At 54.6% G+C, this 26557-nt stretch carries 30 protein-coding genes, 4 tRNA genes and 1 rRNA gene; all 35 read right to left on the reverse strand.

Translation table 11 applies throughout. The features are described 5' to 3' along the window. Nucleotides 1-118 precede the first annotated feature (118 nt). Entirely contained in the window at nt 119-424 is a 306-nt protein-coding gene (gene rpsN / locus KZH41_RS27870) for a 30S ribosomal protein S14 (protein WP_003176414.1), read from the reverse strand. A 13-nt stretch (nt 425-437) separates the two neighbouring features. Further along, nucleotides 438-977, reverse strand: coding sequence for a 50S ribosomal protein L5 (gene rplE / locus KZH41_RS27875; RefSeq protein ID WP_003176415.1), 540 nt, complete (start codon nt 975-977; stop codon nt 438-440). Between the two features lie 20 nt (nt 978-997). Then, the gene (rplX, locus tag KZH41_RS27880; RefSeq protein ID WP_003176416.1) at nt 998-1312 is read right to left on the reverse strand and encodes a 50S ribosomal protein L24; all 315 of its coding nucleotides are present in this window, start codon (nt 1310-1312) and stop codon (nt 998-1000) included. A gap of 11 nt (nt 1313-1323) precedes the next feature. Beyond that, the gene (gene rplN, locus KZH41_RS27885) at nt 1324-1692 is read right to left on the reverse strand and encodes a 50S ribosomal protein L14 (protein WP_002555479.1); all 369 of its coding nucleotides are present in this window, start codon (nt 1690-1692) and stop codon (nt 1324-1326) included. A 23-nt stretch (nt 1693-1715) separates the two neighbouring features. Beyond that, nucleotides 1716-1982 (reverse strand): 30S ribosomal protein S17, encoded by a 267-nt coding sequence (rpsQ, locus tag KZH41_RS27890; protein WP_003176419.1) that lies wholly within the window; start codon nt 1980-1982, stop codon nt 1716-1718. Between the two features lie 2 nt (nt 1983-1984). Continuing rightward, nucleotides 1985-2176, reverse strand: coding sequence for a 50S ribosomal protein L29 (gene rpmC / locus KZH41_RS27895; RefSeq protein WP_002555481.1), 192 nt, complete (start codon nt 2174-2176; stop codon nt 1985-1987). Continuing rightward, nucleotides 2176-2589: a 50S ribosomal protein L16 gene (rplP, locus tag KZH41_RS27900; RefSeq protein WP_003232424.1), complete on the reverse strand. Its 414-nt coding sequence runs from the start codon at nt 2587-2589 to the stop codon at nt 2176-2178. The genes rpmC and rplP overlap by 1 nt, the downstream gene beginning before the upstream one ends. 12 nt (nt 2590-2601) lie before the next feature. Beyond that, a complete protein-coding gene (gene rpsC, locus KZH41_RS27905; protein ID WP_003176422.1) occupies nt 2602-3288 on the reverse strand; it encodes a 30S ribosomal protein S3 in 687 nt (228 codons plus the stop codon). 13 nt (nt 3289-3301) lie between these two features. Then, on the reverse strand, nt 3302-3634 hold the full coding sequence (gene rplV, locus KZH41_RS27910; RefSeq protein ID WP_003103908.1) for a 50S ribosomal protein L22: 333 nt from the start codon (nt 3632-3634) through the stop codon (nt 3302-3304). An 11-nt stretch (nt 3635-3645) separates the two neighbouring features. Continuing rightward, complete coding sequence (gene rpsS / locus KZH41_RS27915) at nt 3646-3921, reverse strand: 30S ribosomal protein S19 (protein ID WP_002555486.1); 276 nt, start codon at nt 3919-3921, stop codon at nt 3646-3648. A gap of 16 nt (nt 3922-3937) precedes the next feature. Beyond that, entirely contained in the window at nt 3938-4762 is an 825-nt protein-coding gene (gene rplB, locus KZH41_RS27920; protein WP_032884535.1) for a 50S ribosomal protein L2, read from the reverse strand. Between the two features lie 14 nt (nt 4763-4776). Further along, nucleotides 4777-5076 (reverse strand): 50S ribosomal protein L23, encoded by a 300-nt coding sequence (gene rplW, locus KZH41_RS27925; RefSeq protein ID WP_002555488.1) that lies wholly within the window; start codon nt 5074-5076, stop codon nt 4777-4779. Then, nucleotides 5073-5675, reverse strand: a complete 603-nt coding sequence (gene rplD, locus KZH41_RS27930; RefSeq protein WP_058414071.1) for a 50S ribosomal protein L4 — start codon at nt 5673-5675, stop codon at nt 5073-5075. The genes rplW and rplD overlap by 4 nt, the downstream gene beginning before the upstream one ends. 12 nt (nt 5676-5687) lie before the next feature. Further along, on the reverse strand, nt 5688-6323 hold the full coding sequence (rplC, locus tag KZH41_RS27935) for a 50S ribosomal protein L3 (protein WP_003194649.1): 636 nt from the start codon (nt 6321-6323) through the stop codon (nt 5688-5690). An 81-nt stretch (nt 6324-6404) separates the two neighbouring features. Beyond that, nucleotides 6405-6716, reverse strand: a complete 312-nt coding sequence (rpsJ, locus tag KZH41_RS27940; protein WP_003186070.1) for a 30S ribosomal protein S10 — start codon at nt 6714-6716, stop codon at nt 6405-6407. 159 nt (nt 6717-6875) lie between these two features. After that, nucleotides 6876-8069 carry an elongation factor Tu gene (tuf, locus tag KZH41_RS27945; protein WP_003176426.1) on the reverse strand — a complete coding sequence of 398 codons (1194 nt, stop codon included), beginning with the start codon at nt 8067-8069 and terminating at the stop codon, nt 6876-6878. 30 nt (nt 8070-8099) lie between these two features. Then, the gene (gene fusA, locus KZH41_RS27950) at nt 8100-10205 is read right to left on the reverse strand and encodes an elongation factor G (protein WP_015886136.1); all 2106 of its coding nucleotides are present in this window, start codon (nt 10203-10205) and stop codon (nt 8100-8102) included. 30 nt (nt 10206-10235) lie between these two features. After that, the gene (gene rpsG, locus KZH41_RS27955; RefSeq protein ID WP_002555493.1) at nt 10236-10706 is read right to left on the reverse strand and encodes a 30S ribosomal protein S7; all 471 of its coding nucleotides are present in this window, start codon (nt 10704-10706) and stop codon (nt 10236-10238) included. 118 nt (nt 10707-10824) lie between these two features. Next, nucleotides 10825-11196, reverse strand: a complete 372-nt coding sequence (gene rpsL, locus KZH41_RS27960; RefSeq protein ID WP_002555494.1) for a 30S ribosomal protein S12 — start codon at nt 11194-11196, stop codon at nt 10825-10827. 217 nt (nt 11197-11413) lie between these two features. Continuing rightward, nucleotides 11414-15613, reverse strand: coding sequence for a DNA-directed RNA polymerase subunit beta' (gene rpoC, locus KZH41_RS27965; RefSeq protein WP_263274070.1), 4200 nt, complete (start codon nt 15611-15613; stop codon nt 11414-11416). A 64-nt stretch (nt 15614-15677) separates the two neighbouring features. Next, nucleotides 15678-19751, reverse strand: a complete 4074-nt coding sequence (gene rpoB, locus KZH41_RS27970; protein ID WP_094950473.1) for a DNA-directed RNA polymerase subunit beta — start codon at nt 19749-19751, stop codon at nt 15678-15680. Nucleotides 19752-19971: 220 nt separating this feature from the next. Next, the gene (gene rplL / locus KZH41_RS27975) at nt 19972-20337 is read right to left on the reverse strand and encodes a 50S ribosomal protein L7/L12 (RefSeq protein WP_094950474.1); all 366 of its coding nucleotides are present in this window, start codon (nt 20335-20337) and stop codon (nt 19972-19974) included. Nucleotides 20338-20415: 78 nt separating this feature from the next. Then, nucleotides 20416-20916: a 50S ribosomal protein L10 gene (gene rplJ, locus KZH41_RS27980; RefSeq protein ID WP_056861893.1), complete on the reverse strand. Its 501-nt coding sequence runs from the start codon at nt 20914-20916 to the stop codon at nt 20416-20418. A gap of 199 nt (nt 20917-21115) precedes the next feature. Next, entirely contained in the window at nt 21116-21811 is a 696-nt protein-coding gene (gene rplA / locus KZH41_RS27985; RefSeq protein WP_263274071.1) for a 50S ribosomal protein L1, read from the reverse strand. Then, on the reverse strand, nt 21811-22242 hold the full coding sequence (gene rplK, locus KZH41_RS27990; protein ID WP_003210097.1) for a 50S ribosomal protein L11: 432 nt from the start codon (nt 22240-22242) through the stop codon (nt 21811-21813). The genes rplA and rplK overlap by 1 nt, the downstream gene beginning before the upstream one ends. Before the next feature lie 117 nt (nt 22243-22359). After that, nucleotides 22360-22893 (reverse strand): transcription termination/antitermination protein NusG, encoded by a 534-nt coding sequence (nusG, locus tag KZH41_RS27995; protein ID WP_048724899.1) that lies wholly within the window; start codon nt 22891-22893, stop codon nt 22360-22362. A gap of 9 nt (nt 22894-22902) precedes the next feature. Further along, entirely contained in the window at nt 22903-23271 is a 369-nt protein-coding gene (secE, locus tag KZH41_RS28000; RefSeq protein WP_003194658.1) for a preprotein translocase subunit SecE, read from the reverse strand. Nucleotides 23272-23316: 45 nt separating this feature from the next. After that, a tRNA-Trp gene (locus KZH41_RS28005) sits at nt 23317-23392 on the reverse strand. A gap of 161 nt (nt 23393-23553) precedes the next feature. Further along, nucleotides 23554-23629 (reverse strand) — tRNA-Thr (locus KZH41_RS28010). A gap of 26 nt (nt 23630-23655) precedes the next feature. Then, nucleotides 23656-23729: transfer RNA gene (locus KZH41_RS28015), tRNA-Gly, on the reverse strand. 24 nt (nt 23730-23753) lie between these two features. Continuing rightward, a tRNA-Tyr gene (locus KZH41_RS28020) sits at nt 23754-23838 on the reverse strand. Nucleotides 23839-23980: 142 nt separating this feature from the next. Then, nucleotides 23981-24427, reverse strand: coding sequence for a hypothetical protein (locus KZH41_RS28025; protein WP_094950477.1), 447 nt, complete (start codon nt 24425-24427; stop codon nt 23981-23983). A gap of 7 nt (nt 24428-24434) precedes the next feature. Next, nucleotides 24435-25184 carry a pantothenate kinase gene (locus tag KZH41_RS28030; protein ID WP_094950478.1) on the reverse strand — a complete coding sequence of 250 codons (750 nt, stop codon included), beginning with the start codon at nt 25182-25184 and terminating at the stop codon, nt 24435-24437. Further along, complete coding sequence (gene birA / locus KZH41_RS28035; RefSeq protein WP_094950479.1) at nt 25174-26133, reverse strand: bifunctional biotin--[acetyl-CoA-carboxylase] ligase/biotin operon repressor BirA; 960 nt, start codon at nt 26131-26133, stop codon at nt 25174-25176. Before birA ends, KZH41_RS28030 begins: the two co-directional genes overlap by 11 nt. Nucleotides 26134-26299: 166 nt before the next feature. Further along, nucleotides 26300-26415: ribosomal RNA gene (rrf, locus tag KZH41_RS28040) — 5S ribosomal RNA — on the reverse strand. Between the last annotated feature and the right edge of the window lie 142 nt (nt 26416-26557).

Below are 26557 nucleotides of genomic sequence, written 5' to 3' on the forward strand. Positions count from 1 at the left end.
GCCGGGTATTCTAGACACACTGCGGAAATGAAACAAGCCCCAAAAGGGGCTTGTTCCAGATTCAAGGTCACCGGCGGTCAGTATCTTGCGATGCAGACCACCTGGACTTCGAAAGTACTTACCAGCTGGCTTTAACCAGACCTGGTACGTCACCACGCATTGCCGCTTCACGCAGTTTGTTACGGCCGAGGCCGAACTTGCGGTAAACGCCGTGTGGACGACCGGTCAGGCGGCAGCGGTTACGCATGCGCGAAGCGCTTGCGTCACGTGGCTGCTTCTGCAGAGCAACTGTAGCTTCCCAGCGCGCTTCTGGACTTGCGTTCAGATCAACGATGATTGCTTTCAGTGCTGCACGCTTCTTGGCGTACTTGGCAACCGTGAGCTGACGCTTCAGCTCGCGGTTTTTCATGCTCATCTTGGCCATGGTCCTACTCCAATCAGTTGCGGAACGGGAATTTGAAAGCACGCAACAGGGCGCGACCTTCATCATCGTTCTTGGCAGTGGTGGTCAGGGTGATGTCCAGACCGCGGAGAGCATCGATCTTGTCGTAGTCGATTTCCGGGAAGATGATCTGCTCTTTCACGCCCATGCTGTAGTTACCACGACCATCGAAGGACTTGGCATTCAGGCCGCGGAAGTCGCGTACCCGAGGCAGGGAGATCGACAGCAGACGATCCAGGAATTCGTACATACGCTCACGGCGCAGAGTCACTTTGACGCCGATCGGCCAACCTTCACGGACTTTAAAGCCAGCGATGGATTTCCGAGCGTAAGTCACAACGACTTTTTGACCGGTGATCTTTTCCAGGTCAGCAACAGCGTGCTCGATGACTTTTTTGTCACCGACCGCTTCGCCCAGACCCATGTTCAGGGTGATTTTGGTAACGCGTGGAACTTCCATCACGTTCGAAAGCTTAAGTTCCTCCTTAAGCTTAGGTGCGATTTCTTTCCAGTAAATCTCTTTTAGTCGTGCCATGGTCTTCTACCTAGCAGTGTTCAAGCATCAACCGCTTTTTGGGTCGACTTGAAGACACGAATTTTCTTGCCATCTTCTACTTTGAAACCAACGCGGTCAGCCTTGTTGGTTTCGCCATTGAAAATAGCGACGTTAGAAGCGTCCAGCGGAGCTTCTTTTTCGACGATACCGCCTTGTACGCCCGACATCGGGTTAGGCTTGGTATGACGCTTAACCAGGTTCAGACCACCGATAACCAAACGGTTATTAGCGAGAACCTTAAGCACCTTACCGCGCTTACCTTTGTCTTTGCCGGCGATCACGATGATCTCGTCGTCACGACGAATCTTTTGCATGTCGGATCTCCTTACAGCACTTCTGGGGCGAGCGAGACGATCTTCATGAACTTCTCAGTACGAAGTTCACGGGTCACTGGCCCAAAGATACGGGTGCCGATCGGCTCTTGCTTGTTGTTCAGAAGAACAGCAGCGTTGCCATCAAAGCGGATAATGGAGCCATCTGCACGGCGTACGCCGTGACGAGTGCGGACTACAACAGCAGTCATCACTTGGCCTTTTTTCACTTTACCGCGAGGAATTGCTTCCTTAACGGTAACCTTGATGATGTCACCGATACCAGCGTAACGACGATGGGAGCCACCCAGCACCTTGATGCACATAACACGGCGAGCGCCGCTGTTATCGGCCACATCGAGCATGGATTGAGTCTGAATCATATAATTTCTCCGACCCCTAGTCCTTAGACTTCCACAGCGCGTTCGAGAACATCAACCAGCGCCCAAGACTTAGTCTTGGCCAGCGGACGAGTTTCACGAATAGTGACTTTGTCGCCGATGTGGCACTGGTTGGTTTCGTCGTGCGCGTGCAGCTTAGTCGAACGCTTAACATATTTACCGTAGATCGGGTGCTTAACGCGACGCTCGATCAAAACGGTGATGGTTTTGTCCATCTTGTCGCTGACAACACGGCCAGTCAGCGTACGGACAGTCTTTTCGGCTTCAGCCATGATCACTTACCTGCCTGCTGGTTGAGCACAGTCTTCACGCGAGCGATGTCACGCTTAACTTGCGAGAGCAGATGAGACTGCCCCAACTGGCCAGTTGCTTTCTGCATACGCAGATTGAACTGGTCGCGCAGCAAGCCGAGCAGTTGCTCGTTCAGCTGCTGTGCGGATTTTTCACGAAGTTCATTCGCTTTCATCACATCACCGTCCGTTTAACAAAGGCGGTGGCGAGCGGCAGCTTTGCAGCAGCCAGGGCAAAAGCCTCACGCGCCAGCTCTTCAGTTACACCCTCGATTTCATACAGGACTTTGCCTGGCTGAATCTGGGCTACCCAGTATTCCACGTTACCCTTACCTTTACCCATCCGAACCTCGAGAGGTTTTTTGGAGATCGGCTTGTCCGGGAATACACGGATCCAGATCTTGCCGCCACGTTTAACGTGACGGGTCAGAGCACGACGCGCTGACTCGATCTGACGAGCGGTGAGACGACCACGAGCTACAGACTTCAGCGCGAACTCGCCGAAGCTGACTTTGCTACCGCGCTGTGCCAGGCCACGGTTGTGACCTGTCATCTGCTTGCGGAACTTCGTACGCTTAGGTTGCAACATTTGGCGTACCCCTTACTTAGCAGCTTTTTTACGAGGCGCTGGTGCTTGTGGTTTCAGTTCTTCTTGGCGACCACCAATTACTTCGCCTTTGAAGATCCAAACCTTTACACCGATCACACCGTAAGTGGTGTGAGCTTCGTAGTTGGCATAGTCGATGTCGGCACGCAGGGTGTGCAGTGGCACACGACCTTCGCGATACCATTCAGTACGTGCGATTTCAGCACCGCCGAGACGACCGCTCACTTGGATTTTGATGCCTTTGGCACCAATGCGCATGGCGTTCTGTACAGCGCGCTTCATAGCGCGACGGAACATTACGCGACGCTCCAGCTGCTGAGCTACGCTCTGCGCAACCAGCATACCGTCGAGCTCCGGCTTACGGATCTCTTCGATATTGATGTGCACAGGCACACCCATTTGCTTGGTCAGGTCCTGACGCAGTTTCTCAACATCTTCACCTTTCTTCCCGATAACGATACCTGGACGAGCGGTGTGGATGGTGATACGTGCAGTTTGTGCCGGACGATGGATATCGATACGGCTTACGGACGCGCTTTTTAGTTTGTCTTGGAGATACTCACGCACCTTCAGATCAGCGAACAAATAGTCCGCATAAGTCCGACCGTCTGCGTACCAGACGGAGGTGTGCTCCTTGACGATTCCCAGGCGAATGCCAATGGGATGTACTTTCTGACCCATCTCTTCGACTCCGTTACTTGTCAGCAACCTTGACAGTGATATGGCAAGACCGCTTGACGATGCGATCAGCACGGCCTTTGGCACGCGGCATGATACGCTTCAGCGAACGCCCTTCGTTGACGAAAACGGTGCTGACCTTCAGGTCATCAACGTCTGCGCCTTCGTTATGCTCGGCGTTGGCTACGGCCGACTCCAGCACTTTCTTCATGATCTCGGCGGCTTTCTTACTGCTGAAAGCCAACAGGTTGAGCGCTTCGCCCACCTTCTTCCCGCGGATCTGGTCGGCGACCAAGCGGGCTTTCTGGGCGGAGATTCGAGCGCCCGACAACTTAGCGGCTACTTCCATTTCCTTACCCCTTAACGCTTGGCTTTCTTGTCTGCCACGTGCCCACGATAAGTGCGGGTACCGGCAAACTCGCCTAGTTTGTGGCCGACCATGTCTTCGTTAACGAGAACTGGGACGTGTTGACGACCGTTGTGTACTGCGATGGTCAAACCGACCATTTGTGGCAGGATCATCGAACGACGCGACCAGGTCTTAACTGGTTTGCGATCGTTCTTTTCCGCCGCCACTTCGATCTTCTTCAGTAGGTGAAGATCAATAAAAGGACCTTTTTTCAGAGAACGTGGCACTGTCGTATCCCTCTATTTACTTGCGACGACGGACGATCATTTTGTCGGTACGCTTATTACCACGAGTCTTCGCGCCCTTAGTCGGGAAGCCCCATGGCGATACCGGATGACGACCACCAGAGGTACGACCTTCACCACCACCGTGTGGGTGGTCAACCGGGTTCATGGCAACACCACGAACGGTTGGGCGAACGCCACGCCAGCGTTTGGCACCAGCTTTACCCAGCGAACGCAGGCTGTGCTCGGAGTTCGAGACTTCACCCAGGGTCGCGCGGCATTCAGCCAGCACTTTACGCATCTCACCAGAACGCAGACGCAGGGTCACGTAGACACCTTCACGAGCGATCAGCTGAGCCGAAGCACCAGCGGAACGAGCGATTTGCGCGCCTTTACCTGGCTTCAATTCGATGCCGTGTACGGTGCTACCAACTGGAATGTTACGCAGTTGCAGAGCGTTGCCCGGCTTGATCGGTGCCAAAGCACCTGCGATCAGCTGGTCACCAGCACTCACGCCTTTAGGGGCGATGATGTAGCGACGCTCGCCATCTGCGTACAGCAGCAGAGCGATGTGAGCAGTACGGTTTGGATCGTATTCAATACGCTCGACAGTGGCAGTGATGCCATCTTTGTCGTTGCGACGGAAATCGACCAGACGATAATGCTGCTTATGGCCACCACCGATGTGACGAGTGGTAATACGACCATTGTTGTTACGACCACCAGTCTTCGATTTTTTCTCGAGCAGCGGTGCGTGAGGAGCGCCTTTATGCAGCTCCTGGTTGACCACCTTGACCACAAAACGGCGGCCAGGGGAAGTCGGTTTGCATTTAACGATTGCCATGATGCACCCCTTCCTTACTCAGCACTGCTGCTGAAATCGAGATCTTGGCCTGGCTGAAGGGAGATAACTGCCTTCTTCCAGTCATTACGCTTGCCCAGACCGCGAGCAGTGCGCTTGCTCTTACCCAGAACATTCAGGGTAGTAACACGCTCTACTTTCACGCTGAACAGGCTTTCGACGGCCTTCTTGATTTCCAGCTTGGTTGCGTCAGTTGCAACCTTGAAAACGAACTGGCCTTTCTTGTCAGCCAGAACCGTAGCCTTTTCGGAAACGTGCGGGCCAAGCAGAACTTTAAATACGCGTTCCTGGTTCATCCCAGCAGCTCCTCGAATTTCTTCACGGCCGACACGGTGATCAACACCTTGTCGTATGCGATCAGACTAACTGGATCGGAACCTTGCACGTCACGTACATCAACGTGTGGCAGGTTACGAGCAGCCAGGTACAGGTTCTGATCAACAGCTTCAGACACGATCAGAACGTCGGTCAGATTCATGTTGTTCAGTTTGCCCAGCAGGTCTTTGGTTTTTGGACCATCAACAGCGAAGTCCTGAACCACGACCAGACGATCAGTACGCACGAGTTCAGCAAGGATGGAGCGCAGAGCTGCGCGATACATCTTCTTGTTGAGCTTCTGAGTGTGATCCTGTGGACGAGCTGCGAAAGTGGTACCGCCGCCACGCCAGATTGGGCTACGGATAGTACCGGCACGAGCACGGCCAGTACCTTTCTGACGCCAAGGGCGCTTACCGCCACCACGTACGTCGGAACGGGTCTTTTGCTGCTTGCTACCTTGACGGCCGCCGGCCATGTAGGCCACGACTGCTTGGTGAACCAGCGTCTCGTTGAATTCGCCGCCAAATGTCAGTTCGGAAACTTCGATCGCTTGAGCGTCATTTACATTTAATTGCATGTCAGCTTCCCCTTAACCGCGAGCCTTGGCCGCTGGACGTACAACCAGGTTGCCGCCAGTAGCGCCAGGAACAGCACCCTTGACCAACAACAGATTGCGTTCAGCGTCGACGCGCACTACTTCGAGGGACTGCACGGTCACGCGCTCAGCGCCCATATGACCGGACATTTTTTTGCCCTTGAATACACGACCAGGAGTCTGGCACTGGCCAATAGAGCCCGGGACGCGGTGGGAAACGGAGTTACCGTGAGTGTTGTCTTGACCACGGAAATTCCAACGCTTGATCGTACCCTGGAAGCCTTTACCTTTGGACTGACCGGTTACATCAACCAGTTGACCAGCGGCGAAGATTTCAGCGTTGATCAGATCGCCAGCCTGGTAGTCGCCATCTTCAAGACGGAACTCCATAACAGTGCGACCAGCTGCAACGTTTGCTTTAGCGAAGTGACCTGCTTGAGCAGCAGTCACGCGCGAAGCACGACGCTCGCCGACAGTGACTTGCACTGCACGATAGCCATCGGTTTCTTCAGTTTTGAACTGGGTGACGCGATTCGGCTCGATCTCAATGACCGTGACCGGAATGGAGACACCTTCTTCGGTGAAAATACGGGTCATACCGCATTTACGACCGACTACACCAATAGTCATGTTGTAAACCTCATGAGTGTACGGGGCTTTCACCCGCTATGGCCGCCCATTTCAGAGCGTTACACGACTAAGACCCAAGTCTTAGCCGAGGCTGATCTGTACTTCCACACCGGCCGCCAGATCAAGCTTCATAAGCGCATCAACGGTTTTATCCGTTGGCTGGACGATGTCCAGTACGCGCTTATGAGTACGGATCTCGTACTGGTCACGCGCGTCTTTGTTGACGTGCGGGGAGACCAGAACGGTGAACCGCTCTTTACGGGTAGGCAGTGGAATTGGACCACGCACTTGAGCACCAGTACGTTTCGCGGTTTCCACGATTTCCTGGGTGGATTGGTCGATCAGGCGATGGTCAAAAGCCTTCAACCTGATACGGATTTGCTGATTTTGCATTGGATTTCAGACTCCGGCTGCTATTCCCAGCGAGCGCAATACGCCCGTTAAAAGGAGGCGCAATTCTATAGACGGCCCAGATAGGTGTCAACCCAATAAAAAAGGCCCCCGCTAAGCGGGGGCCTTCTCAAAACATCAAGGCTATCTCAGAAGAGATAATTACTCGATGATTTTAGCTACAACGCCAGCACCAACGGTACGGCCGCCTTCACGGATTGCGAAGCGCAGACCGTCTTCCATAGCGATGGTTTTGATCAGGGTGACAACCATTTTGATGTTGTCGCCTGGCATTACCATTTCTACGCCTTCCGGCAGCTCGCAGTTACCAGTAACGTCGGTAGTACGGAAGTAGAACTGTGGACGGTAGCCTTTGAAGAACGGAGTGTGACGACCGCCTTCTTCTTTGCTCAGCACGTACACTTCAGCTTCGAACTTGGTGTGCGGCTTAACCGAACCTGGCTTAACCAGAACCTGGCCACGCTCAACGTCGTCACGCTTGGTACCACGCAGCAGAACGCCGCAGTTCTCGCCAGCACGACCTTCGTCGAGCAGTTTACGGAACATTTCAACACCGGTGCAGGTGGTGACGGTAGTGTCACGCAGACCAACGATTTCCAGTGGATCTTGAACCTTAACGATACCGCGCTCGATACGACCAGTCACAACAGTACCACGACCGGAGATCGAGAATACGTCTTCGATTGGCATCAGGAACGGCTTGTCGATAACACGAACTGGATCTGGGATGTAGCTGTCCAGAGTTTCAACCAGTTTACGAACGGACGTGGTGCCCATTTCGTTGTCGTCTTTGCCTTCCAGAGCCATACGAGCAGAACCGATGATGATCGGAGTGTCGTCGCCTGGGAAGTCGTAAGTGCTCAGCAGATCGCGCACTTCCATCTCAACCAGTTCCAGCAGCTCAGCGTCGTCTACCAGGTCAGCCTTGTTCAGGTAAACCACGATGTACGGAACGCCTACCTGACGGGACAGCAGGATGTGCTCACGGGTTTGTGGCATCGGACCATCAGCGGCCGAACAAACCAGGATCGCGCCGTCCATCTGGGCAGCACCGGTGATCATGTTCTTCACATAGTCAGCGTGACCTGGGCAGTCAACGTGAGCGTAGTGACGGATCAGCGAGTTGTATTCAACGTGCGCGGTGTTGATGGTGATACCACGAGCTTTTTCTTCTGGTGCGCTGTCGATTTTATCGAAATCAACGATTGCGGAACCGAATACTTCGGAGCAAACGCGAGTCAGAGCAGCAGTCAGAGTGGTTTTACCGTGGTCAACGTGACCGATAGTGCCAACGTTGACGTGCGGTAGGGAACGATCAAATTTTTCTTTAGCCACGACAATTAACTCCTTGCCTAAAGGACTGAATCAGCCTTGTTTTTTGGATACAGTTTCAGCGATGTGCGCCGGAGCTGTGTTGTATTTTTTGAATTCCATAGAGTAGCTTGCGCGACCCTGAGACATGGAGCGAACGTCGGTCGCATAACCGAACATCTCACCCAACGGAACCTCGGCGCGAATCACTTTGCCGGAAACCGTGTCTTCCATACCCAAGATCATGCCGCGACGACGGTTAAGGTCGCCCATGACATCACCCATATAGTCTTCAGGTGTAACAACTTCTACCGCCATGATTGGCTCAAGCAACTCACCACCGCCCTTCTGGGCCAGTTGCTTGGTTGCCATGGAAGCAGCCACCTTAAACGCCATCTCGTTGGAGTCGACGTCGTGGTAAGAACCGTCAAAAACGGTTGCTTTCAGGCCGATCAGCGGATAGCCGGCAACAACACCGTTCTTCATCTGCTCTTCGATACCCTTCTGGATAGCAGGGATGTATTCCTTAGGAACAACACCACCCACTACTTCGTTCACGAATTGCAGACCTTCCTGACCTTCGTCAGCAGGAGCAAAACGGATCCAGCAGTGACCGAACTGACCACGACCGCCGGACTGACGAACGAACTTGCCTTCGATTTCACAGTTCTTCGTGATGCGCTCACGATAGGAAACCTGAGGCTTACCGATGTTGGCTTCGACGTTGAACTCACGGCGCATCCGGTCAACCAGGATGTCCAGGTGCAGCTCGCCCATGCCGGAGATGATCGTTTGACCAGTCTCTTCATCAGTCTTGACGCGGAAAGATGGATCTTCCTGAGCAAGTTTGCCCAGAGCGATACCCATTTTTTCCTGGTCATCCTTGGTCTTAGGCTCCACGGCAACCGAAATAACCGGCTCCGGGAAGTCCATACGAACCAGGATGATTGGCTTGTCAGCGTTGCACAAAGTCTCACCAGTGGTGACGTCCTTCATGCCGATCAAGGCCGCGATGTCACCAGCGCGTACTTCCTTGATCTCTTCGCGGGCGTTCGCGTGCATTTGCACCATACGACCCACGCGCTCTTTCTTGCCTTTAACCGAGTTGATAACGCCGTCGCCGGAGTTCAACACGCCCGAGTAAACACGGACGAAGGTCAAGGTACCCACGAATGGGTCAGTGGCAATTTTAAATGCCAGAGCAGAGAACGGTTCTGCATCGTCTGCATGACGCTCCAGCTCGATAGTCTCGTCATCCGGGTCAGTACCCTTGATGGCAGGAATATCAACTGGCGCAGGCAGGTAGTCGATCACAGCATCGAGAACCAGGGGAACACCCTTGTTCTTGAACGACGAACCGCAAACAGCCAAGACGATCTCACCAGCAATAGTACGCTGACGCAGAGCAGCCTTGATTTCCACGTTGGTGAGTTCTTCACCTTCGAGGTACTTGTTCATCAGCTCTTCGTTGGCTTCGGCCGCAGCTTCAACCATGTTGTTGCGCCATTCGTCAGCCAGTTCCTGCAGTTCAGCAGGGATAGGCTTACGAACAGGAACCATACCCTTGTCAGCATCGTTCCAGTAAACAGCTTCCATGGTCAGCAGATCGATCTGGCCCTGGAAGTTGTCTTCGGAACCGATAGCCAACTGGATTGGCACCGGGGTGTGACCCAGACGCTGCTTGATCTGACCGATCACGCGCAGGAAGTTCGCACCAGCACGGTCCATCTTGTTTACGTAAACAAGACGTGGAACGCCGTATTTGTTGGCTTGACGCCATACGGTTTCCGACTGAGGCTCAACACCCGAGGTGCCGCAGAACACAACGACAGCGCCGTCGAGTACGCGCAGGGAACGCTCAACTTCAATAGTGAAGTCTACGTGGCCCGGGGTATCGATTACGTTGAAGCGGTGCTCATCCTTGTACTGCTTCTCGGAACCTTTCCAGAAGGCGGTAATAGCAGCAGAAGTAATGGTAATACCACGCTCCTGCTCCTGAACCATCCAGTCTGTGGTCGCGGCGCCGTCATGCACCTCGCCCATCTTGTGACTTTTGCCGGTGTAAAACAGCACGCGCTCGGTGGTGGTGGTTTTACCAGCATCCACGTGAGCAACGATACCGATGTTACGGTAGCGGCTAATCGGAGTAGTACGAGCCATAAAGCCCTCGCAAAATTAGTGAAGCTAAGATTAGAAGCGGTAGTGCGAGAAAGCTTTGTTAGCTTCAGCCATACGGTGCACGTCTTCACGCTTCTTAACAGCAGCACCTTTACCTTCAGCAGCGTCCAACAGTTCGCCAGCCAAACGCAGAGCCATAGACTTCTCGCCGCGCTTACGGGCGAAGTCTACCAACCAGCGCATTGCCAGAGCATTACGACGGGACGGGCGAACTTCAACCGGAACCTGGTAAGTAGCACCGCCTACACGGCGCGACTTCACTTCGACCAGCGGAGCGATGGCGTCGAGAGCTTTCTCGAAGATTTCCAGGGGGTCGCTGTTCTTGCGTTCTTTAACCTTTTCCAGCGCGCCATAAACGATACGCTCGGCAACGGCTTTCTTGCCGCTTTCCATCACGTGGTTCATGAACTTGGCCAGAATTTGGCTTCCGTATTTTGGATCGTCAAGCACTTCGCGCTTGGCTGCTACGCGTCTTCTTGGCATGGATAAGCCCTCAAACGGTCTTCAGGTTCGCTCGGAATCAGTGCCCTTTCGGGGCGCCTCCGACCTTACTCTTATCGACTCAGAAAATAAGATGATTCAGGTTTACAAAAAGCCGCTACTACTTAGGCTTCTTGGTACCGTACTTCGAACGACCCTGGTTACGACCTTTAACGCCGGAAGTATCCAAGGAGCCGCGTACGGTGTGGTAACGAACACCAGGCAAGTCTTTTACACGACCGCCGCGGATCAGTACCACGCTGTGCTCTTGCAGGTTGTGGCCTTCACCGCCGATGTACGAGGAAACCTCGAAACCGTTGGTCAGACGCACACGGCATACTTTACGCAGTGCCGAGTTAGGTTTTTTCGGCGTAGTGGTATACACGCGAGTGCATACGCCACGACGTTGCGGGCAGTTCTGCAGCGCAGGCACGTCGGATTTCTCGACGATACGCTTACGCGGCTGACGTACCAGCTGGTTGATAGTTGCCATCTACTAGCTCCACTGTTGTCTTGCGACGCTATTGTCTTGCAAGAAAAGCAAAATGGCAGGAACGAATTCCCGCCAAATTTAGGGGTACAAGAGTCTAAAGAGGATCTTGCCCCCAGTCAAGGCAAGGCCCCGACCTCCCCTCTCATCGAAGCGGGGCAAAATTGCCTCGATCCGACGAATGGGGGCTGCCAGGGCCCAGACTTATCTATCGCAGAACTCAGTTACCGCTTGAGTTCAGCGCTTCGGTCAGTGCAGCTTCCACTTCACTGGCGCTTACGCGCAGCGGCTTGTCGAGTTCACGGCGGCGCTTACGCTCGCTGTGGTAGGCCAAGCCGGTACCTGCCGGGATCAAACGACCCACGACCACGTTTTCTTTCAGGCCGCGCAGATAATCGCGCTTGCCGGTTACCGCTGCTTCGGTCAGTACGCGAGTGGTCTCCTGGAAGGAGGCCGCCGAGATGAACGACTCAGTGGACAACGACGCCTTGGTGATACCCAGCAACACACGAGTGAACTTGGAGACAAATTTGTCTTCCGCGCCCAGACGTTCGTTCTCTACCAGTACGTGAGTCAGTTCCATCTGGTCGCCCTTGATGAAACTGGAATCGCCGGATTCAGCGATTTCAACTTTACGCAGCATCTGACGCAGGATGGTCTCGATGTGCTTATCGTTGATCTTCACGCCTTGCAGACGATAAACGTCCTGGATCTCGTTAACGATGTACTTGGCCAGCGCACTCACACCCAGCAGACGCAGGATGTCGTGTGGATCGCTTGGGCCGTCGGAGATAACTTCGCCGCGGTTTACCTGTTCGCCTTCGAAGACGTTCAGGTGACGCCACTTCGGAATCAGCTCTTCGTACGGATCGCTACCGTCGTTCGGGGTAATGACCAGACGGCGCTTGCCTTTGGTCTCTTTACCGAACGCGATGGTGCCGCTGACTTCAGCCAGAATCGACGCTTCTTTCGGACGACGAGCTTCGAACAAGTCGGCAACACGCGGCAGACCACCGGTGATGTCACGGGTCTTCGAAGTTTCTTGCGGGATACGCGCGATAACATCACCGATCGCGATCTTCGCACCATCCGCTACACCGACAAGGGCGTTGGCTGGCAGGAAGTACTGAGCGATTACGTCAGTGCCTGGCAGGAACAAGTCCTTGCCGTTGTCATCGACCATCTTAACGGCAGGACGGATGTCTTTACCGGCAGCTGGACGATCTTTCGCGTCGAGTACTTCAATGTTGGTCATACCGGTCAATTCGTCAGTCTGACGCTTGATCGTGATGCCTTCTTCCATGCCCACGTAGGTCACGGTACCTTTCATTTCGGTAACGATTGGGTGAGTGTGCGGATCCCACTTGGCCACGATTGCGCCAGCGTCGACCTTGTCACCTTCTTTAACCGAAATCACAGCACCGTACGGCAGCTTGTAACGCTCACGCTCACGACCGTAGTCATCAGCGATCGCCAGCTCACCGGAACGGGACACAGCAACCAGGCAACCATCCACTCGCTCAACATGCTTCAGGTTGTGCAGACGGACGGTACCGCCATTCTTCACCTGAACGCTGTCGGCTGCGGAGGTCCGGCTTGCCGCACCACCAATGTGGAACGTACGCATGGTCAGCTGGGTACCCGGCTCACCGATGGACTGGGCAGCAATAACGCCGACCGCTTCACCGATGTTCACCTGGTGACCACGGGCCAAGTCACGGCCGTAGCACTTGGCACAAATGCCGTAGCGGGTTTCGCAGCTGATCGGCGAGCGAACAATCACTTCGTCGATGCTGTTGAGCTCGATGAACTCGACCCACTTCTCGTCTACCAAGGTGCCGGCAGGAACGATAATTTCCTCGGTACCTGGCTTGAATACGTCACGGGCGATTACTCGACCCAGTACGCGCTCACCCAACGGCTCTACAACGTCGCCGCCTTCGATGTGCGGAGTCATCAGCAGACCGTGTTCGGTACCGCAGTCAACTTCAGTCACAACCAAGTCTTGCGCAACGTCTACCAGACGACGAGTCAGGTAACCGGAGTTAGCGGTTTTCAACGCGGTATCCGCCAGACCTTTACGAGCACCGTGAGTCGAGATGAAGTACTGAAGTACGCTCAAACCTTCACGGAAGTTCGCAGTAATCGGCGTTTCGATGATGGAACCGTCCGGCTTGGCCATCAGGCCACGCATACCGGCGAGCTGACGGATCTGCGCAGCAGAACCCCGTGCGCCCGAGTCGGCCATCATGTACATCGAGTTGAAAGACTCTTGATCGACTTCTACGCCGTGACGGTCGATAACCTTCTCTTTCGAGAGGTTAGCCATCATCGCCTTCGACACTTCGTCGTTGGCCTTGGACCAAAGGTCGATCACTTTGTTGTACTTCTCGCCCTGGGTTACCAGGCCGGAGGCGTACTGGCTCTCGATTTCTTTCACTTCATCGGTAGCAGCACTGATGATCTGGGCTTTTTCATCCGGGATAACGAAGTCGTTAACACCGATGGAAACGCCGGAAATGGTCGAGTAAGCAAAACCGGTGTACATCAACTGGTCAGCGAAGATTACGGTCTCTTTCAAACCAACCACGCGGTAGCACTGGTTGATCAGCTTGGAGATCGCCTTTTTCTTCATCGGCAAGTTAACGACGTCGTACGACAGGCCTTTTGGCACAACTTGATACAACAGCGCACGGCCGACAGTGGTGTCGACGATACGGGTGCCGCTCACGCTGCCGCCGTCACGGTCGTTGACGGTTTCGTTGATCCGCACTTTGACCTTGGCGTGCAGTGCGGCTTCGCCGGCACGGAACACACGGTCAACTTCTTGCAGGTCAGCGAACACACGACCTTCGCCTTTAGCGTTGATCGCTTCACGCGTCATGTAGTACAGACCCAATACAACGTCCTGCGACGGAACGATGATTGGCTCACCGTTGGCTGGCGACAGAATGTTGTTGGTCGACATCATCAACGCACGCGCTTCCAACTGGGCTTCCAGTGTCAGCGGTACGTGCACGGCCATTTGGTCGCCGTCGAAGTCGGCGTTGTACGCAGCACAGACCAGAGGGTGCAGCTGGATAGCCTTACCTTCGATCAGTACCGGTTCAAACGCCTGGATACCCAGACGGTGAAGGGTCGGTGCACGGTTGAGGAGAACCGGGTGTTCGCGAATTACTTCGGCGAGAACGTCCCAAACCTCTGGCAGTTCGCGCTCGACCATTTTCTTGGCCGCTTTGATCGTGGTCGCGAGACCGCGCATTTCCAGCTTGCCGAAGATGAACGGCTTGAACAGCTCAAGTGCCATCTTCTTAGGCAGACCGCACTGGTGCAGACGCAGGGTCGGGCCTACGGTAATTACCGAACGACCGGAGTAGTCAACACGCTTACCGAGCAAGTTCTGACGGAAACGACCTTGCTTACCCTTGATCATGTCAGCCAAGGATTTCAGAGGACGCTTGTTGGAACCGGTGATAGCGCGGCCACGACGACCGTTGTCGAGCAGGGCATCGACAGCTTCTTGCAACATACGCTTTTCGTTGCGCACGATGATGTCCGGAGCGGACAGATCAAGCAGGCGCTTCAAGCGGTTGTTACGGTTGATCACGCGGCGGTACAGGTCGTTGAGGTCGGACGTCGCGAAACGACCACCGTCCAACGGTACCAGCGGACGCAGGTCTGGCGGCAGAACCGGCAGAACGGTCAGCACCATCCATTCTGGCAAGTTGCCGGAACCCTGGAAGGCTTCCATCAACTTCAGACGCTTGGACAGTTTCTTGATCTTGGTTTCGGAGTTAGTTTGCGGAATTTCTTCACGCAGACGGCCAATCTCGTGCTCCAAGTCGATAGCGTGCAGCAGTTCGCGGACGGCTTCAGCACCCATGCGGGCATCAAAGTCATCGCCGAACTCTTCCAGCGCTTCGAAGTACTGCTCGTCGTTCAGCAGCTGACCTTTTTCAAGGGTGGTCATGCCTGGATCGATAACGACATAGCTCTCGAAGTAGAGAACGCGTTCGATATCACGCAGGGTCATGTCCATCAGCAAGCCGATACGGGACGGCAGCGATTTCAGGAACCAGATGTGGGCAACCGGCGAAGCCAGTTCGATGTGCGCCATGCGCTCACGACGAACTTTAGCCAGCGCAACTTCAACGCCGCACTTCTCGCAGATCACACCACGGTGCTTCAAGCGCTTGTACTTACCGCACAGGCACTCGTAATCCTTTACCGGGCCAAAGATCTTGGCGCAGAACAGGCCGTCACGCTCAGGTTTGAACGTACGGTAGTTGATGGTTTCCGGCTTTTTAACTTCACCGAACGACCACGAACGGATCATCTCAGGCGATGCCAATCCAATACGGATGGCGTCGAACTCTTCGACTTGACCCTGGTTTTTCAGCAAATTCAGTAGGTCTTTCAAGGCCTTTCCTCCTGGCGGAGCAGAGAGCGGGCTAAACAGCCCCGCTCTCGATTCGCGTCACGTGTTATTCGGTTTCCAGATCGATATCGATGCCGAGGGAACGAATTTCTTTGATCAACACGTTGAAGGACTCGGGCATGCCCGGCTCCATACGGTGATCGCCGTCCACGATGTTTTTGTACATCTTGGTCCGACCGTTCACATCGTCCGACTTCACTGTGAGCATTTCTTGCAGAGTGTAAGCAGCACCGTATGCTTCCAGTGCCCAGACCTCCATCTCCCCGAAACGCTGACCACCGAACTGAGCCTTACCACCCAGCGGCTGCTGGGTAACCAGGCTGTACGAACCGGTAGAACGAGCGTGCATCTTGTCGTCTACCAAGTGGTTCAGCTTCAGCATGTACATGTAGCCAACAGTAACCGGGCGCTCAAACTTGTTGCCGGTACGGCCGTCGAACAGCTGCATCTGGCCGCTTTCTGGCAGGTCTGCCAGTTTCAGCATGGCCTTGATTTCGCTTTCCTTGGCACCGTCGAACACCGGGGTAGCCATTGGAACGCCGCCGCGCAGGTTCTTCGCCAGATCCAGGATTTCCTGGTCGGTGAAGGTGTCCAGCTCTTCGTTGCGACCGCCGATCTCGTTGTAGATCTCGTGCAGGAACTTGCGCAGGTCTGCGACCTTGCGCTGCTCTTCGATCATACGGTTGATCTTCTCACCCAGACCTTTGGCCGCGAGGCCCAGGTGGGTTTCAAGGATCTGACCAACGTTCATACGCGAAGGTACGCCCAACGGGTTGAGGACGACGTCGACCGGGGTGCCATTGGCATCGTGCGGCATGTCTTCAACCGGCATGATCACGGAGACCACACCTTTGTTACCGTGACGACCGGCCATCTTGTCACCCGGTTGGATGCGGCGACGGATTGCCAGGTAAACCTTGACGATTTTCAGCACGCCTGGAGCCAGGTCATCGCCCTGCTGCAGTTTGCGCTTCTTGTCTTCGAACTTGTCGTCCAGCAGACGGCGACGATCAACGATGTAGGCCTGGGCCTTCTCGAGCTGCTCGTTCAGAGCATCTTCAGCCATGCGCAGTTTGAACCACTGGCCGTGCTCAAGACCGTCGAGGATTTCGTCGGTGATGTCCTGACCTTTCTTCAGACCTGCGCCGCCTTCGGCCTTGTGGCCTACCAGAGCGGAACGCAGACGTTCGAAGGTCGCGCCTTCAACGATACGGAACTCTTCGTTCAGGTCCTTGCGGATCTCGTCGAGTTGAGTCTTCTCGATGGACAGTGCACGAGCATCACGCTCAACGCCGTCACGGGTGAAGACCTGTACGTCGATGACAGTACCCTTGGTACCGGTAGGTACACGCAGGGAGGTGTCTTTAACGTCGCTGGCTTTTTCACCGAAGATGGCACGCAACAGCTTCTCTTCCGGAGTCAGTTGGGTCTCGCCTTTCGGAGTGACCTTACCTACCAGAATGTCGCCCGCGCCAACTTCAGCACCTACGTAAACGATACCCGCTTCGTCCAGCTTGTTCAGTGCAGCTTCACCCACGTTCGGGATGTCTGCAGTGATTTCCTCTGGCCCAAGCTTGGTGTCACGTGCCACACAGGTCAGTTCCTGAATGTGGATCGTGGTGAAGCGATCTTCCTGAACCACACGCTCGGACAGGCAGATGGAGTCTTCGAAGTTGTAACCGTTCCAGGCCATGAACGCGATGCGCATGTTCTGACCCAGTGCCAGCTCACCCATATCGGTGGAAGGACCGTCAGCCATGATATCGCTGCGCTGAACCCGATCACCCTTGCTCACCAGCGGACGCTGGTTGATGCAGGTGTTCTGGTTGGAGCGGGTGTATTTGGTCAGGTTGTAGATGTCGACACCGGCTTCGCCAGTTTCAACTTCGTCATCGGCAACACGAACCACGATACGGCTGGCATCAACGGAGTCGATCACGCCGCCACGACGAGCCACGACGCAAACGCCGGAGTCACGGGCTACGTTACGCTCCATGCCGGTACCTACCAGCGGCTTGTCAGCGCGCAGGGTGGGTACAGCTTGACGCTGCATGTTGGAACCCATCAACGCACGGTTGGCGTCATCGTGTTCCAGGAACGGGATCAGCGACGCTGCAACCGAAACTACCTGCTTCGGCGATACGTCCATCAAGGTGACGTCTTCCGGCGCCTTGACGGTGAACTCGTTCAAGTGACGAACAGCGACCAGCTCGTCGATCAGCATTTTCTTATCGTTCATCGTGGCCGAAGCCTGAGCGATCACGTGATCAGCTTCTTCGATGGCAGACAGGAACACGATCTCGTCGGTGACCAGAGCGTCTTTCACTACACGGTACGGGCTCTCGAGGAAGCCGTACTGGTTAGTGCGCGCATAAGCGGCCAGGGAGTTGATCAGGCCGATGTTCGGACCTTCCGGCGTTTCGATCGGGCAAACACGACCGTAGTGCGTCGGGTGTACGTCACGAACTTCAAAGCCTGCACGCTCACGGGTCAGACCGCCCGGGCCCAGTGCGGAAACACGGCGCTTGTGGGTGATCTCGGAGAGCGGGTTGTTCTGGTCCATGAACTGCGAGAGCTGGCTGGAACCGAAGAACTCTTTCACCGCTGCAGCCACTGGCTTGGCGTTGATCAGGTCTTGCGGCATCAGGCCTTCGCTTTCAGCCATCGACAGACGCTCTTTGACCGCACGCTCAACACGTACCAGGCCAACGCGGAACTGGTTCTCGGCCATTTCGCCTACGCAGCGAACACGACGGTTACCCAGGTGGTCGATGTCATCGACGATGCCTTTACCGTTACGGATGTCGACCAGGGTCTTCAGTACCGCGACGATGTCTTCCTTGCACAACACGCCCGAACCTTCGATCTCGGTACGACCGATACGACGGTTGAACTTCATCCGGCCGACCGCAGACAGGTCATAGCGCTCAGGGCTGAAGAACAGGTTATTGAACAGGGTCTCGGCAGCGTCTTTGGTTGGTGGCTCACCAGGACGCATCATGCGATAGATCTCGACCAGCGCTTCCAATTGGTTGCTGGTGGAGTCGATCTTCAGTGTGTCGGAGACGAACGGACCGCAGTCGATGTCGTTGGTGTACAGGGTCTCGATGCGAACAACCTGAGCCTTGGCGATTTTCGCCAGGATCTCGGTGTTCAGCTCGGTGTTGCACTCAGCCAGGATTTCGCCTGTAGCTGGGTGAACGATGACCTTGGCGGTGGTGCGGCCCAGAACGTAGTCCAGAGGCACATCCAGCGACTTGATACCGGCTTTTTCGATCTGGTTGATGTGGCGCGCAGTAATACGGCGACCAGCCTCAACGATGACCTTGCCATTCTCATCCTGGATGTCCAAGACAGCAATTTCACCACGCAGACGCGAAGCAATCAGTTCCAGGCTGAGGGTTTCATCCTTCAGGCTGAATACGTTGGTGGTGTAGAAAGCATCCAGCACTTGCTCAGTGGTATAGCCGAGCGCGCGCAGCAGTACCGAGGCCGGCAGCTTACGACGACGGTCGATACGCACGAACACGCAGTCTTTCGGGTCGAACTCGAAGTCCAACCACGAGCCGCGGTACGGAATGATCCGCGCGGAGTACAGGAGCTTACCGGAGCTGTGCGTCTTGCCGCGGTCGTGGTCGAAGAACACGCCCGGGGAACGGTGCAGCTGGGAAACGATAACGCGCTCAGTACCGTTGATAACGAAGGTACCGTTTTCAGTCATCAGTGGGATTTCGCCCATGTAGACTTCTTGCTCTTTGATGTCCTTGATCGCTTTATTCGACGATTCTTTGTCGAAAATGATCAGACGGACTTTTACCCGCAAAGGTACGGCGTACGTAACACCGCGTAACACGCATTCTTTGACATCAAATGCCGGTTCGCCCAGGCGATAACCCACGTACTCCAGCGCAGCATTGCCGGAGTAGCTGATGATCGGGAAAACGGATTTGAAGGCCGCATGCAGGCCCACGTCGCGGAACTGATCTTTAGTCGCTCCCGCTTGCAAGAATTCACGATACGAATCCAGCTGGATAGCCAGAAGGTACGGGACATCCATGACGTCCGGCAACTTGCTAAAGTCCTTGCGGATACGTTTTTTCTCAGTATATGAGTAAGCCATCAGCGTTCCCCAGCTTGGTCACCTGCTTGTTTGGCCCCTCCCGACGGGAGCAGCCAGAAAATCTCGCAAACCCCATGGTTTGCACCACCGCATCGGGTGGCTACAGCACGTTAATGGCGGCGACCGAGTCGACAGCCAAGAACGGAAAAAGGCCGGTGGCAAGAGCCACCAGCCATCAGCCTTCAGCTTAACGCTTGGGCTGGAGACGCAAGGTCGATGCTTACTTCAGCTCGACTTTAGCGCCTGCTTCTTCCAAAGCAGCTTTGGCTTTGTCAGCTGCGTCTTTCGATACGGCTTCCAGAACCATGCCTGGAGCAGCGTCAACTACAGCCTTGGCTTCTTTCAGGCCCAGACCGGTCAGTTCACGTACTGCCTTGATCACGTTTACTTTCTTCTCGCCGGATTCCAACAGCATAACGTTGAATTCGGTTTGTTCTTCAGCAGCAACAGCAGCAACAGCTGGGCCAGCAGAAGCAGCGGCAGCGGAAACGCCGAATTTTTCTTCGAAAGCTTTGATCAGCTCAACAACCTGCAGAACCGACATTTCAGCTACGGCGTTGAGGATATCGTCTTGGGAGATAGACATTGCTGTATTTCCTGAATTGGGGGACGGCCTACGCGGCCATCGAAATAAACAAAAAAACGCGAGAGAGGTTGCTCAGCCTTAGGCTGCGGCAGCTTCTTTTTGCTCGCGAACTGCGGCCAGAGTACGAGCCAACTTGCTGGTAGCGCCTTGAATCACGCTCATCAGCTGAGAAATAGCTTCGTTACGGGTCGGCAGTGTTGCCAGTACGTCGATTTGGTTAGCTGCGAGGAACTTGCCCTCGAACGCAGCTGCCTTGATCTCGAACTTATCCTGACTCTTAGCGAATTCTTTGAACAAACGGGCAGCAGCGCCTGGATGATCTTTGGAGAACGCAATCAGAGTCGGGCCAGTGAACACGTCGTTGAGAACACTGTATTCAGTGTCTGCAACAGCGCGCTTGAGCAGGGTATTACGCACAACACGTACGTATACGCCAGCTTCACGAGCCTCTTTACGGAGTCCGGTCATAGCGCTTACTGTCACACCACGGGCATCAGCCACGACAGCGGACAGAGCAGCTTTGGCAGCCTCGTTGACTTCAGCGACGATGGCCTTCTTGTCTTCGAGATTAATTGCCACGGGTTTAACTCCTGCTTGTTACCGTTTCATCTGGCCGAAGCCGGATGTCGTTTTGGTGTCTGATTCGGTAAGGAACCGGGAGCACCATCTGCGTAGGCTTTTGGTTTAAGGCTTACGCCGCCTACGGTCTTGGATAGCCCCCGCCAGGCAGGGACCCCAATTTTTTCAATTAGCGCGATCTCGCGCGCCAATCTGTGTCTTATACGTCCAGCGAGCCTTGGTCGATGACCAGACCTGGGCCCATAGTGGTGCTCAGGGTAACGCGCTTGACGTAGATACCTTTCGAGGAAGCTGGCTTGATACGCTTCAGATCAGCGATCAGGGCTTCAACGTTTTCCTTCAGCTTGACGGCGTCGAAGCCGATTTTGCCAACGGAGGTGTGAATGATGCCGTTTTTGTCGGTGCGATAACGAACCTGACCAGCCTTGGCGTTTTTAACCGCGGTAGCTACGTCTGGCGTTACGGTGCCAACTTTAGGGTTAGGCATCAGACCGCGTGGACCGAGGATCTGACCCAACTGACCTACAACGCGCATTGCATCCGGGGAAGCAATGACTACGTCGTAGTTCAGGTCGCCGCCTTTCATTTCGGCAGCCAGGTCGTCCATACCAACGCGGTCTGCGCCGGCGGCCAGAGCAGCTTCAGCTGCCGGGCCTTGAGTGAAGACAGCAACACGTACAGTCTTGCCAGTACCGTGTGGCAGCACAGTAGCGCTACGAACGACCTGGTCGGATTTACGTGGGTCAACACCCAGGTTTACAGCAACGTCAACGGACTCGCTGAACTTGACAGTCGACAGCTCGGTCAGCAGGGCAGCAGCGTCTACAAAGTTGTAGGCCTTGCCTGCTTCGATTTTGCCGGCGATAGCCTTTTGGCGCTTGGTCAGCTTAGCCATTACACACCCTCCACGTTAAGGCCCATGCTACGAGCAGAACCGGCGATGGTACGCACGGCTGCATCCATATCAGCTGCAGTCAGATCCGCGTTTTTGGTTTTCGCGATTTCTTCCAGCTGAGCACGAGTTACGGTGCCAACCTTAACGGTGTTAGGACGAGCGGAACCGCTAGTCAGACCAGCAGCCTTCTTCAACAAAACCGAAGCCGGGGTCGACTTGGTTTCGAAAGTGAAGCTACGGTCGCTATATACAGTGATGATCACTGGAGTCGGCAGACCTGGCTCAATACCCTGAGTACGGGCGTTGAAGGCCTTGCAGAATTCCATGATGTTCACGCCGTGCTGACCCAGAGCTGGGCCGACAGGTGGACTTGGGTTGGCCTGAGCGGCCTTCACTTGCAGCTTGATGTAAGCGGTAATCTTCTTGGCCATGAGGCACTCCAATTACGGGTTCAAACGCCTCGAAAGGCTCCCCGGTTACTTGCGCGTTTATCCCAGTGACGACAAAACCCCACAGCCTAGGGCTGCGGGGTTGGGATGCTTGCTCAGCTAGACCTTCTCGACCTGGCTGAACTCCAACTCTACCGGAGTAGAGCGACCGAAAATGAGCACTGCCACTTGGATCCGGCTCTTTTCGTAGTTAACTTCTTCGACAGTCCCGTTGAAATCAGCAAACGGACCATCTGTGACACGAACAACCTCACCCGGCTCGAACAACGTCTTCGGCTTAGGCTTGTCGCTACCATCAGCAACACGACGCAGAATTGCTTCCGCCTCTTTGTCAGTGATCGCAGCAGGTTTATCAGCAGTACCGCCGATGAAACCCATGACACGAGGAGTATCCTTGACCAAATGCCAAGTACCTTCATTCATGTCCATCTGAACCAGCACGTAGCCAGGGAAGAACTTGCGTTCGCTTTTGCGCTTCTGACCATTCCGCATTTCAACCACTTCTTCAGTGGGAACCAGAATTTCGCCGAAGCCATCTTCCATGCCTGCCAGCTTTACGCGCTCTAGCAAAGAGCGCATGACATGCTTCTCGTAACCCGAGTAAGCATGCACAACGTACCAACGCTTAGCCACGGGACACCCTTAGCCAACAATCAAGGAAACAAGCCAGCCGAGCAGGGAATCAAGCCCCCACAACAGCAACGCCATAACCAGAACAACAGCCACAACAATCAACGTGGTCTGCGTGGTTTCTTGGCGAGTCGGCCAAACGACTTTACGGATTTCTGTGCGAGCTTCCTTTACCAGAACTGCGAAAGACTTGCCTTTGGCAGTCTGCAGGCCTACAAAGGCAGCTACAGCAGCAAGAGCAAGCAAAGCGAGTACGCGGTACAGGATCGGCGAAGCAGAGTAGTACTGATTGCCAACAACGCCTACGACCACCAATGCGACTACAGCAAGCCACTTGACCAGATCGAAACGAGAGCTTTGAGCTTCAGCCTTAGGAGTCATCTATGAAGATCCTGTGAAAAGAAAGCCAGACACACCACGTGAATCTGGCAGGTCAGGAGGGAATCGAACCCCCAACCTACGGTTTTGGAGACCGTCGCTCTGCCAATTGAGCTACTGACCTAAAACAAAATCAGGCCGACCATTATGCAGGCCTGAAAAAGACTTTACAACAACCAACCCCAAGAGACTTGAAATCACCCAACATCAAAGCCGAGCACAACACCATCAAGCCGAGGCAGCTGTTAAAACAAAGGCAGATATTTTCATATCTGCCTTGTTATATGGAGCTCTTGAGCGGATTTGAACCGCTGACCTCACCCTTACCAAGGGTGTGCTCTACCAACTGAGCTACAAGAGCAAAACACCATGCACAACCTGCAAACTTGGAGCGGGTAGCGGGAATCGAACCCGCATCATCAGCTTGGAAGGCTGAGGTTCTACCACTAAACTATACCCGCGGAGCTTGCAGCTCACGCTAAAAATGGTGGAGGGGGAAGGATTCGAACCTTCGAAGTCGTAGACGTCAGATTTACAGTCTGATCCCTTTGGCCGCTCGGGAACCCCTCCTAAGCGAGCCGGCATTCTACATCACGCCGACCTTCTGTCAAGCATTTTCTCATTAAAAATATGAGGTTAGCTGCGTTGACCTTCGCTTCACGCTGTAGACCGTAAAGGTCTTCACTGCGAAGCGGGCGCCATTCTATGCAAACTATTCGACAGTTGCAACGCCTTCGCACAACATTATTTTATGTTTTAACTCATTGAATTCCTTAGCAAGGTTTTCAAAGGGTAGATCATCAGCCAGGCGCCTGCTTTCAGGGGCCACACGGAGCCAGTAGCCGGAAGCGTCAGGTGCATTCAGCTGTTGCACCTTGACCTTTATATCCAGGCTTGTAAGGCGCTGCTCAAGCGACAGTGCTTGCCGCTGGTCAGCGAAGCCACCGATGTACAAGCAGGTATTTTGCAGATCCGGGGCTTTTGCTCGATCACGGCGGACCACCGAATCAGCAGATTCGCTCAACAGCCGAATGTCCTGCTGGGAGCCGCGATAGAGGCTCAGCGGAGTAACATCCTTGGCCCGCAACGGCGCCTCTTGTTGATGCCAAATGTAATAGAAGGCATTGAGAACGAGCAAAAGCAAAAACAGCCAACGCATAAATACCTCAAGACAAAGGGCACGCCATCGCCAGACCGACGAAAACCAGATCAGGAACGAAGCGAGCCTGCGGTACGGCGTCCGAGACCAGGTCAGCATCCCCGCCAGTCAGGAATACCGTGAAATCATCCCCCCAGTAACGCCGAGCCAGCTCCAGCTGAGTCAATACGAACCCCCTGAGCATCAGCGTACAGCCGCGCTCAACAGCCTCAACGGTCGTCCGACCCGGAGAAAGACGCTCCATAGCCTGCTCGGCTGCTGCATCGTCGTAGCGAATCTTGCGGGTGTGCGTCCGCAGCTGGCTGCGCATGAGAGGCATCCCTGGGCATATAAAACCACCGAGGTGCTCACCATCAGTAGCAATAAAATCCGCAGTCGCCGCGGTACCGAAGTCGAGCACCAGACAATTACCTGACGCCAACTTGAACCCACCCAGCATTGCTAACCAGCGATCAAGCCCGAGGCGCTCGAACTCTTCATAGCCATTGCGCACCCCAGCCATTTCGCGCGCCGGGGCCGCGCAGGACACCGTAACACCAAAGGCCTCTTGCAATGCCTCAACAAGCTTTCCGGTTTCTTCTGAGGCACGGACGCTCACCAGGCGGCATCGCGTCAGCAACAGACCCGGAATTGCGATCAAACTTTCAATTAACGCGAGATCCGACCCAACAATACCTTCCGCAGAGGCACTAGCTATCGCCGAGCCGAGCACACGCCACTTGATAAAGCTATTCCCACAGTCGAGCTCAAGAATCATCACGCAGCCTCAGGCTTAACTCACCACCGCTATATATTTTCTCGACACCATCGACATTCAGGCGCAGCGCGCCCTGGTGATCGATCCCCAGCACAACCCCGTCAATTTGGTTGACGCCCGCAATGAGGGACACAGCCCTACCTTGCCACAAATGATTTCGCTCCCACTCAGCCTGAAGCGCACCAAAGCCAAAGGCCTTGTGCCGCTCCAGGTGGCTTTGCAGCTGCAGACACAGCCGTGCAACCAAGTGATTGCGGTCGACAGGAGAACCTGTCTCCAACTGTACCGAGGTCCACTGCTGATCAACCTCAGCAGCCTGCTGCATATTTACGTTAATGCCGATTCCGAGAACAACGTGGCAAATGTCAGCAGGATCTCCCACCAACTCAAGCAAGATACCGGCAATTTTCTTCTGCCCAACCAGAACGTCGTTTGGCCACTTCAAGGCCGCACCCTGCACACCCAACTCACGCAGGGCCTGCATGACCGCCAAGCCAACAACGAGACTAAGGCCCTCCAGCTGCCGCAGCCCGCCTTCAATGCGCAACACAAGGCTGTAATAGACATTCTGAGCAAACGGACTTACCCACTTACGGCCTCGCCTACCCCTACCCGCCGTCTGCTGCTCCGCCAGCACAAGAAATGGTGCAGCGTAGCCGGCGTCGACTAGGCGCAAAGCTTCGGCATTAGTGGAGTCAATAGAGTCTGAGATATGAACGGGCCACGCCAAAAGAGCAGTATTCGCTTCAATTTCTTCCGCATTCAAGAACACCAACGGAGAAGCAAGCTGGTACCCCTTACCACGGACTTTGTGAATAGGCAGATTCAGCTCCGCCTCAAGATGCTGGAGCTGCTTCCAAACAGCGCTGCGGCTGACGCCCAAGGCGGCACCCAGCGCTTCTCCGGAATGGAATCGGCCATCTTTCAGAAGTTCTAACAACGTCAGCATGCAAGTATCGCCTCACAATGAGGCACGCATGATAGCCATGCATAAGGCCATTGCATAGAAAGGCTGGAGCCTAGAAATCAAAGGAGCGCCGTGCCCTTCAGGTCATTTTCCGACCGCCAAAACAAAACCCCTGTTTGCGTTAGCAAACAGGGGTTCTGGAATTTAATCTTGACGATGACCTACTCTCACATGGGGAAACCCCACACTACCATCGGCGATGCATCGTTTCACTGCTGAGTTCGGGATGGGATCAGGTGGTTCCAATGCTCTATGGTCGTCAAGAAATTCGGGTACTGAGTCGTGACCTTATGGCCTCGCTTCAGCAAATTGGGTATGTGATAGCTTTCGGTGTTTTGTGAGATCGAACTTTCGGTTCTATCGTCTTCACACACCGCAATCTGATGCCTCTACTTGTTTCCAAGTC

This window comes from Pseudomonas sp. YeP6b, assembly GCF_025642995.1.
Classification (GTDB): Bacteria; Pseudomonadota; Gammaproteobacteria; order Pseudomonadales; family Pseudomonadaceae; genus Aquipseudomonas.

Coding starts and splice junctions, on each gene's coding strand:
- rpsN (WP_003176414.1), bottom strand. CDS start 424: ATGGCCAAGATGAGCATGAAAAACCGCGAGCTGAAGCGTCAGCTCACG.
- rplV (WP_003103908.1), bottom strand. CDS start 3,634: ATGGAAGTAGCCGCTAAGTTGTCGGGCGCTCGAATCTCCGCCCAGAAA.
- rplE (WP_003176415.1), bottom strand. CDS start 977: ATGGCACGACTAAAAGAGATTTACTGGAAAGAAATCGCACCTAAGCTT.
- rpsC (WP_003176422.1), bottom strand. CDS start 3,288: ATGGGTCAGAAAGTACATCCCATTGGCATTCGCCTGGGAATCGTCAAG.
- rplL (WP_094950474.1), bottom strand. CDS start 20,337: ATGTCTATCTCCCAAGACGATATCCTCAACGCCGTAGCTGAAATGTCG.
- rplX (WP_003176416.1), bottom strand. CDS start 1,312: ATGCAAAAGATTCGTCGTGACGACGAGATCATCGTGATCGCCGGCAAA.
- fusA (WP_015886136.1), bottom strand. CDS start 10,205: ATGGCTCGTACTACTCCGATTAGCCGCTACCGTAACATCGGTATCGTT.
- rplN (WP_002555479.1), bottom strand. CDS start 1,692: ATGATTCAGACTCAATCCATGCTCGATGTGGCCGATAACAGCGGCGCT.
- rplW (WP_002555488.1), bottom strand. CDS start 5,076: ATGAACCAGGAACGCGTATTTAAAGTTCTGCTTGGCCCGCACGTTTCC.
- KZH41_RS28025 (WP_094950477.1), bottom strand. CDS start 24,427: ATGCGTTGGCTGTTTTTGCTTTTGCTCGTTCTCAATGCCTTCTATTAC.
- rpsQ (WP_003176419.1), bottom strand. CDS start 1,982: ATGGCTGAAGCCGAAAAGACTGTCCGTACGCTGACTGGCCGTGTTGTC.
- secE (WP_003194658.1), bottom strand. CDS start 23,271: ATGACTCCTAAGGCTGAAGCTCAAAGCTCTCGTTTCGATCTGGTCAAG.
- rpsL (WP_002555494.1), bottom strand. CDS start 11,196: ATGGCAACTATCAACCAGCTGGTACGTCAGCCGCGTAAGCGTATCGTC.
- rpsG (WP_002555493.1), bottom strand. CDS start 10,706: ATGCCAAGAAGACGCGTAGCAGCCAAGCGCGAAGTGCTTGACGATCCA.
- rpsJ (WP_003186070.1), bottom strand. CDS start 6,716: ATGCAAAATCAGCAAATCCGTATCAGGTTGAAGGCTTTTGACCATCGC.
- rpmC (WP_002555481.1), bottom strand. CDS start 2,176: ATGAAAGCGAATGAACTTCGTGAAAAATCCGCACAGCAGCTGAACGAG.
- rplB (WP_032884535.1), bottom strand. CDS start 4,762: ATGGCAATCGTTAAATGCAAACCGACTTCCCCTGGCCGCCGTTTTGTG.
- rplP (WP_003232424.1), bottom strand. CDS start 2,589: ATGTTGCAACCTAAGCGTACGAAGTTCCGCAAGCAGATGACAGGTCAC.
- rplC (WP_003194649.1), bottom strand. CDS start 6,323: ATGACTATTGGTGTAGTCGGTCGTAAATGCGGTATGACCCGTATTTTC.
- rplK (WP_003210097.1), bottom strand. CDS start 22,242: ATGGCCAAGAAGATTACCGCTTACATCAAGCTGCAAGTGAAGGCCGCT.
- rplD (WP_058414071.1), bottom strand. CDS start 5,675: ATGCAATTAAATGTAAATGACGCTCAAGCGATCGAAGTTTCCGAACTG.
- birA (WP_094950479.1), bottom strand. CDS start 26,133: ATGCTGACGTTGTTAGAACTTCTGAAAGATGGCCGATTCCATTCCGGA.
- rpoB (WP_094950473.1), bottom strand. CDS start 19,751: ATGGCTTACTCATATACTGAGAAAAAACGTATCCGCAAGGACTTTAGC.
- rplA (WP_263274071.1), bottom strand. CDS start 21,811: ATGGCTAAGCTGACCAAGCGCCAAAAGGCTATCGCCGGCAAAATCGAA.
- KZH41_RS28030 (WP_094950478.1), bottom strand. CDS start 25,184: ATGATTCTTGAGCTCGACTGTGGGAATAGCTTTATCAAGTGGCGTGTG.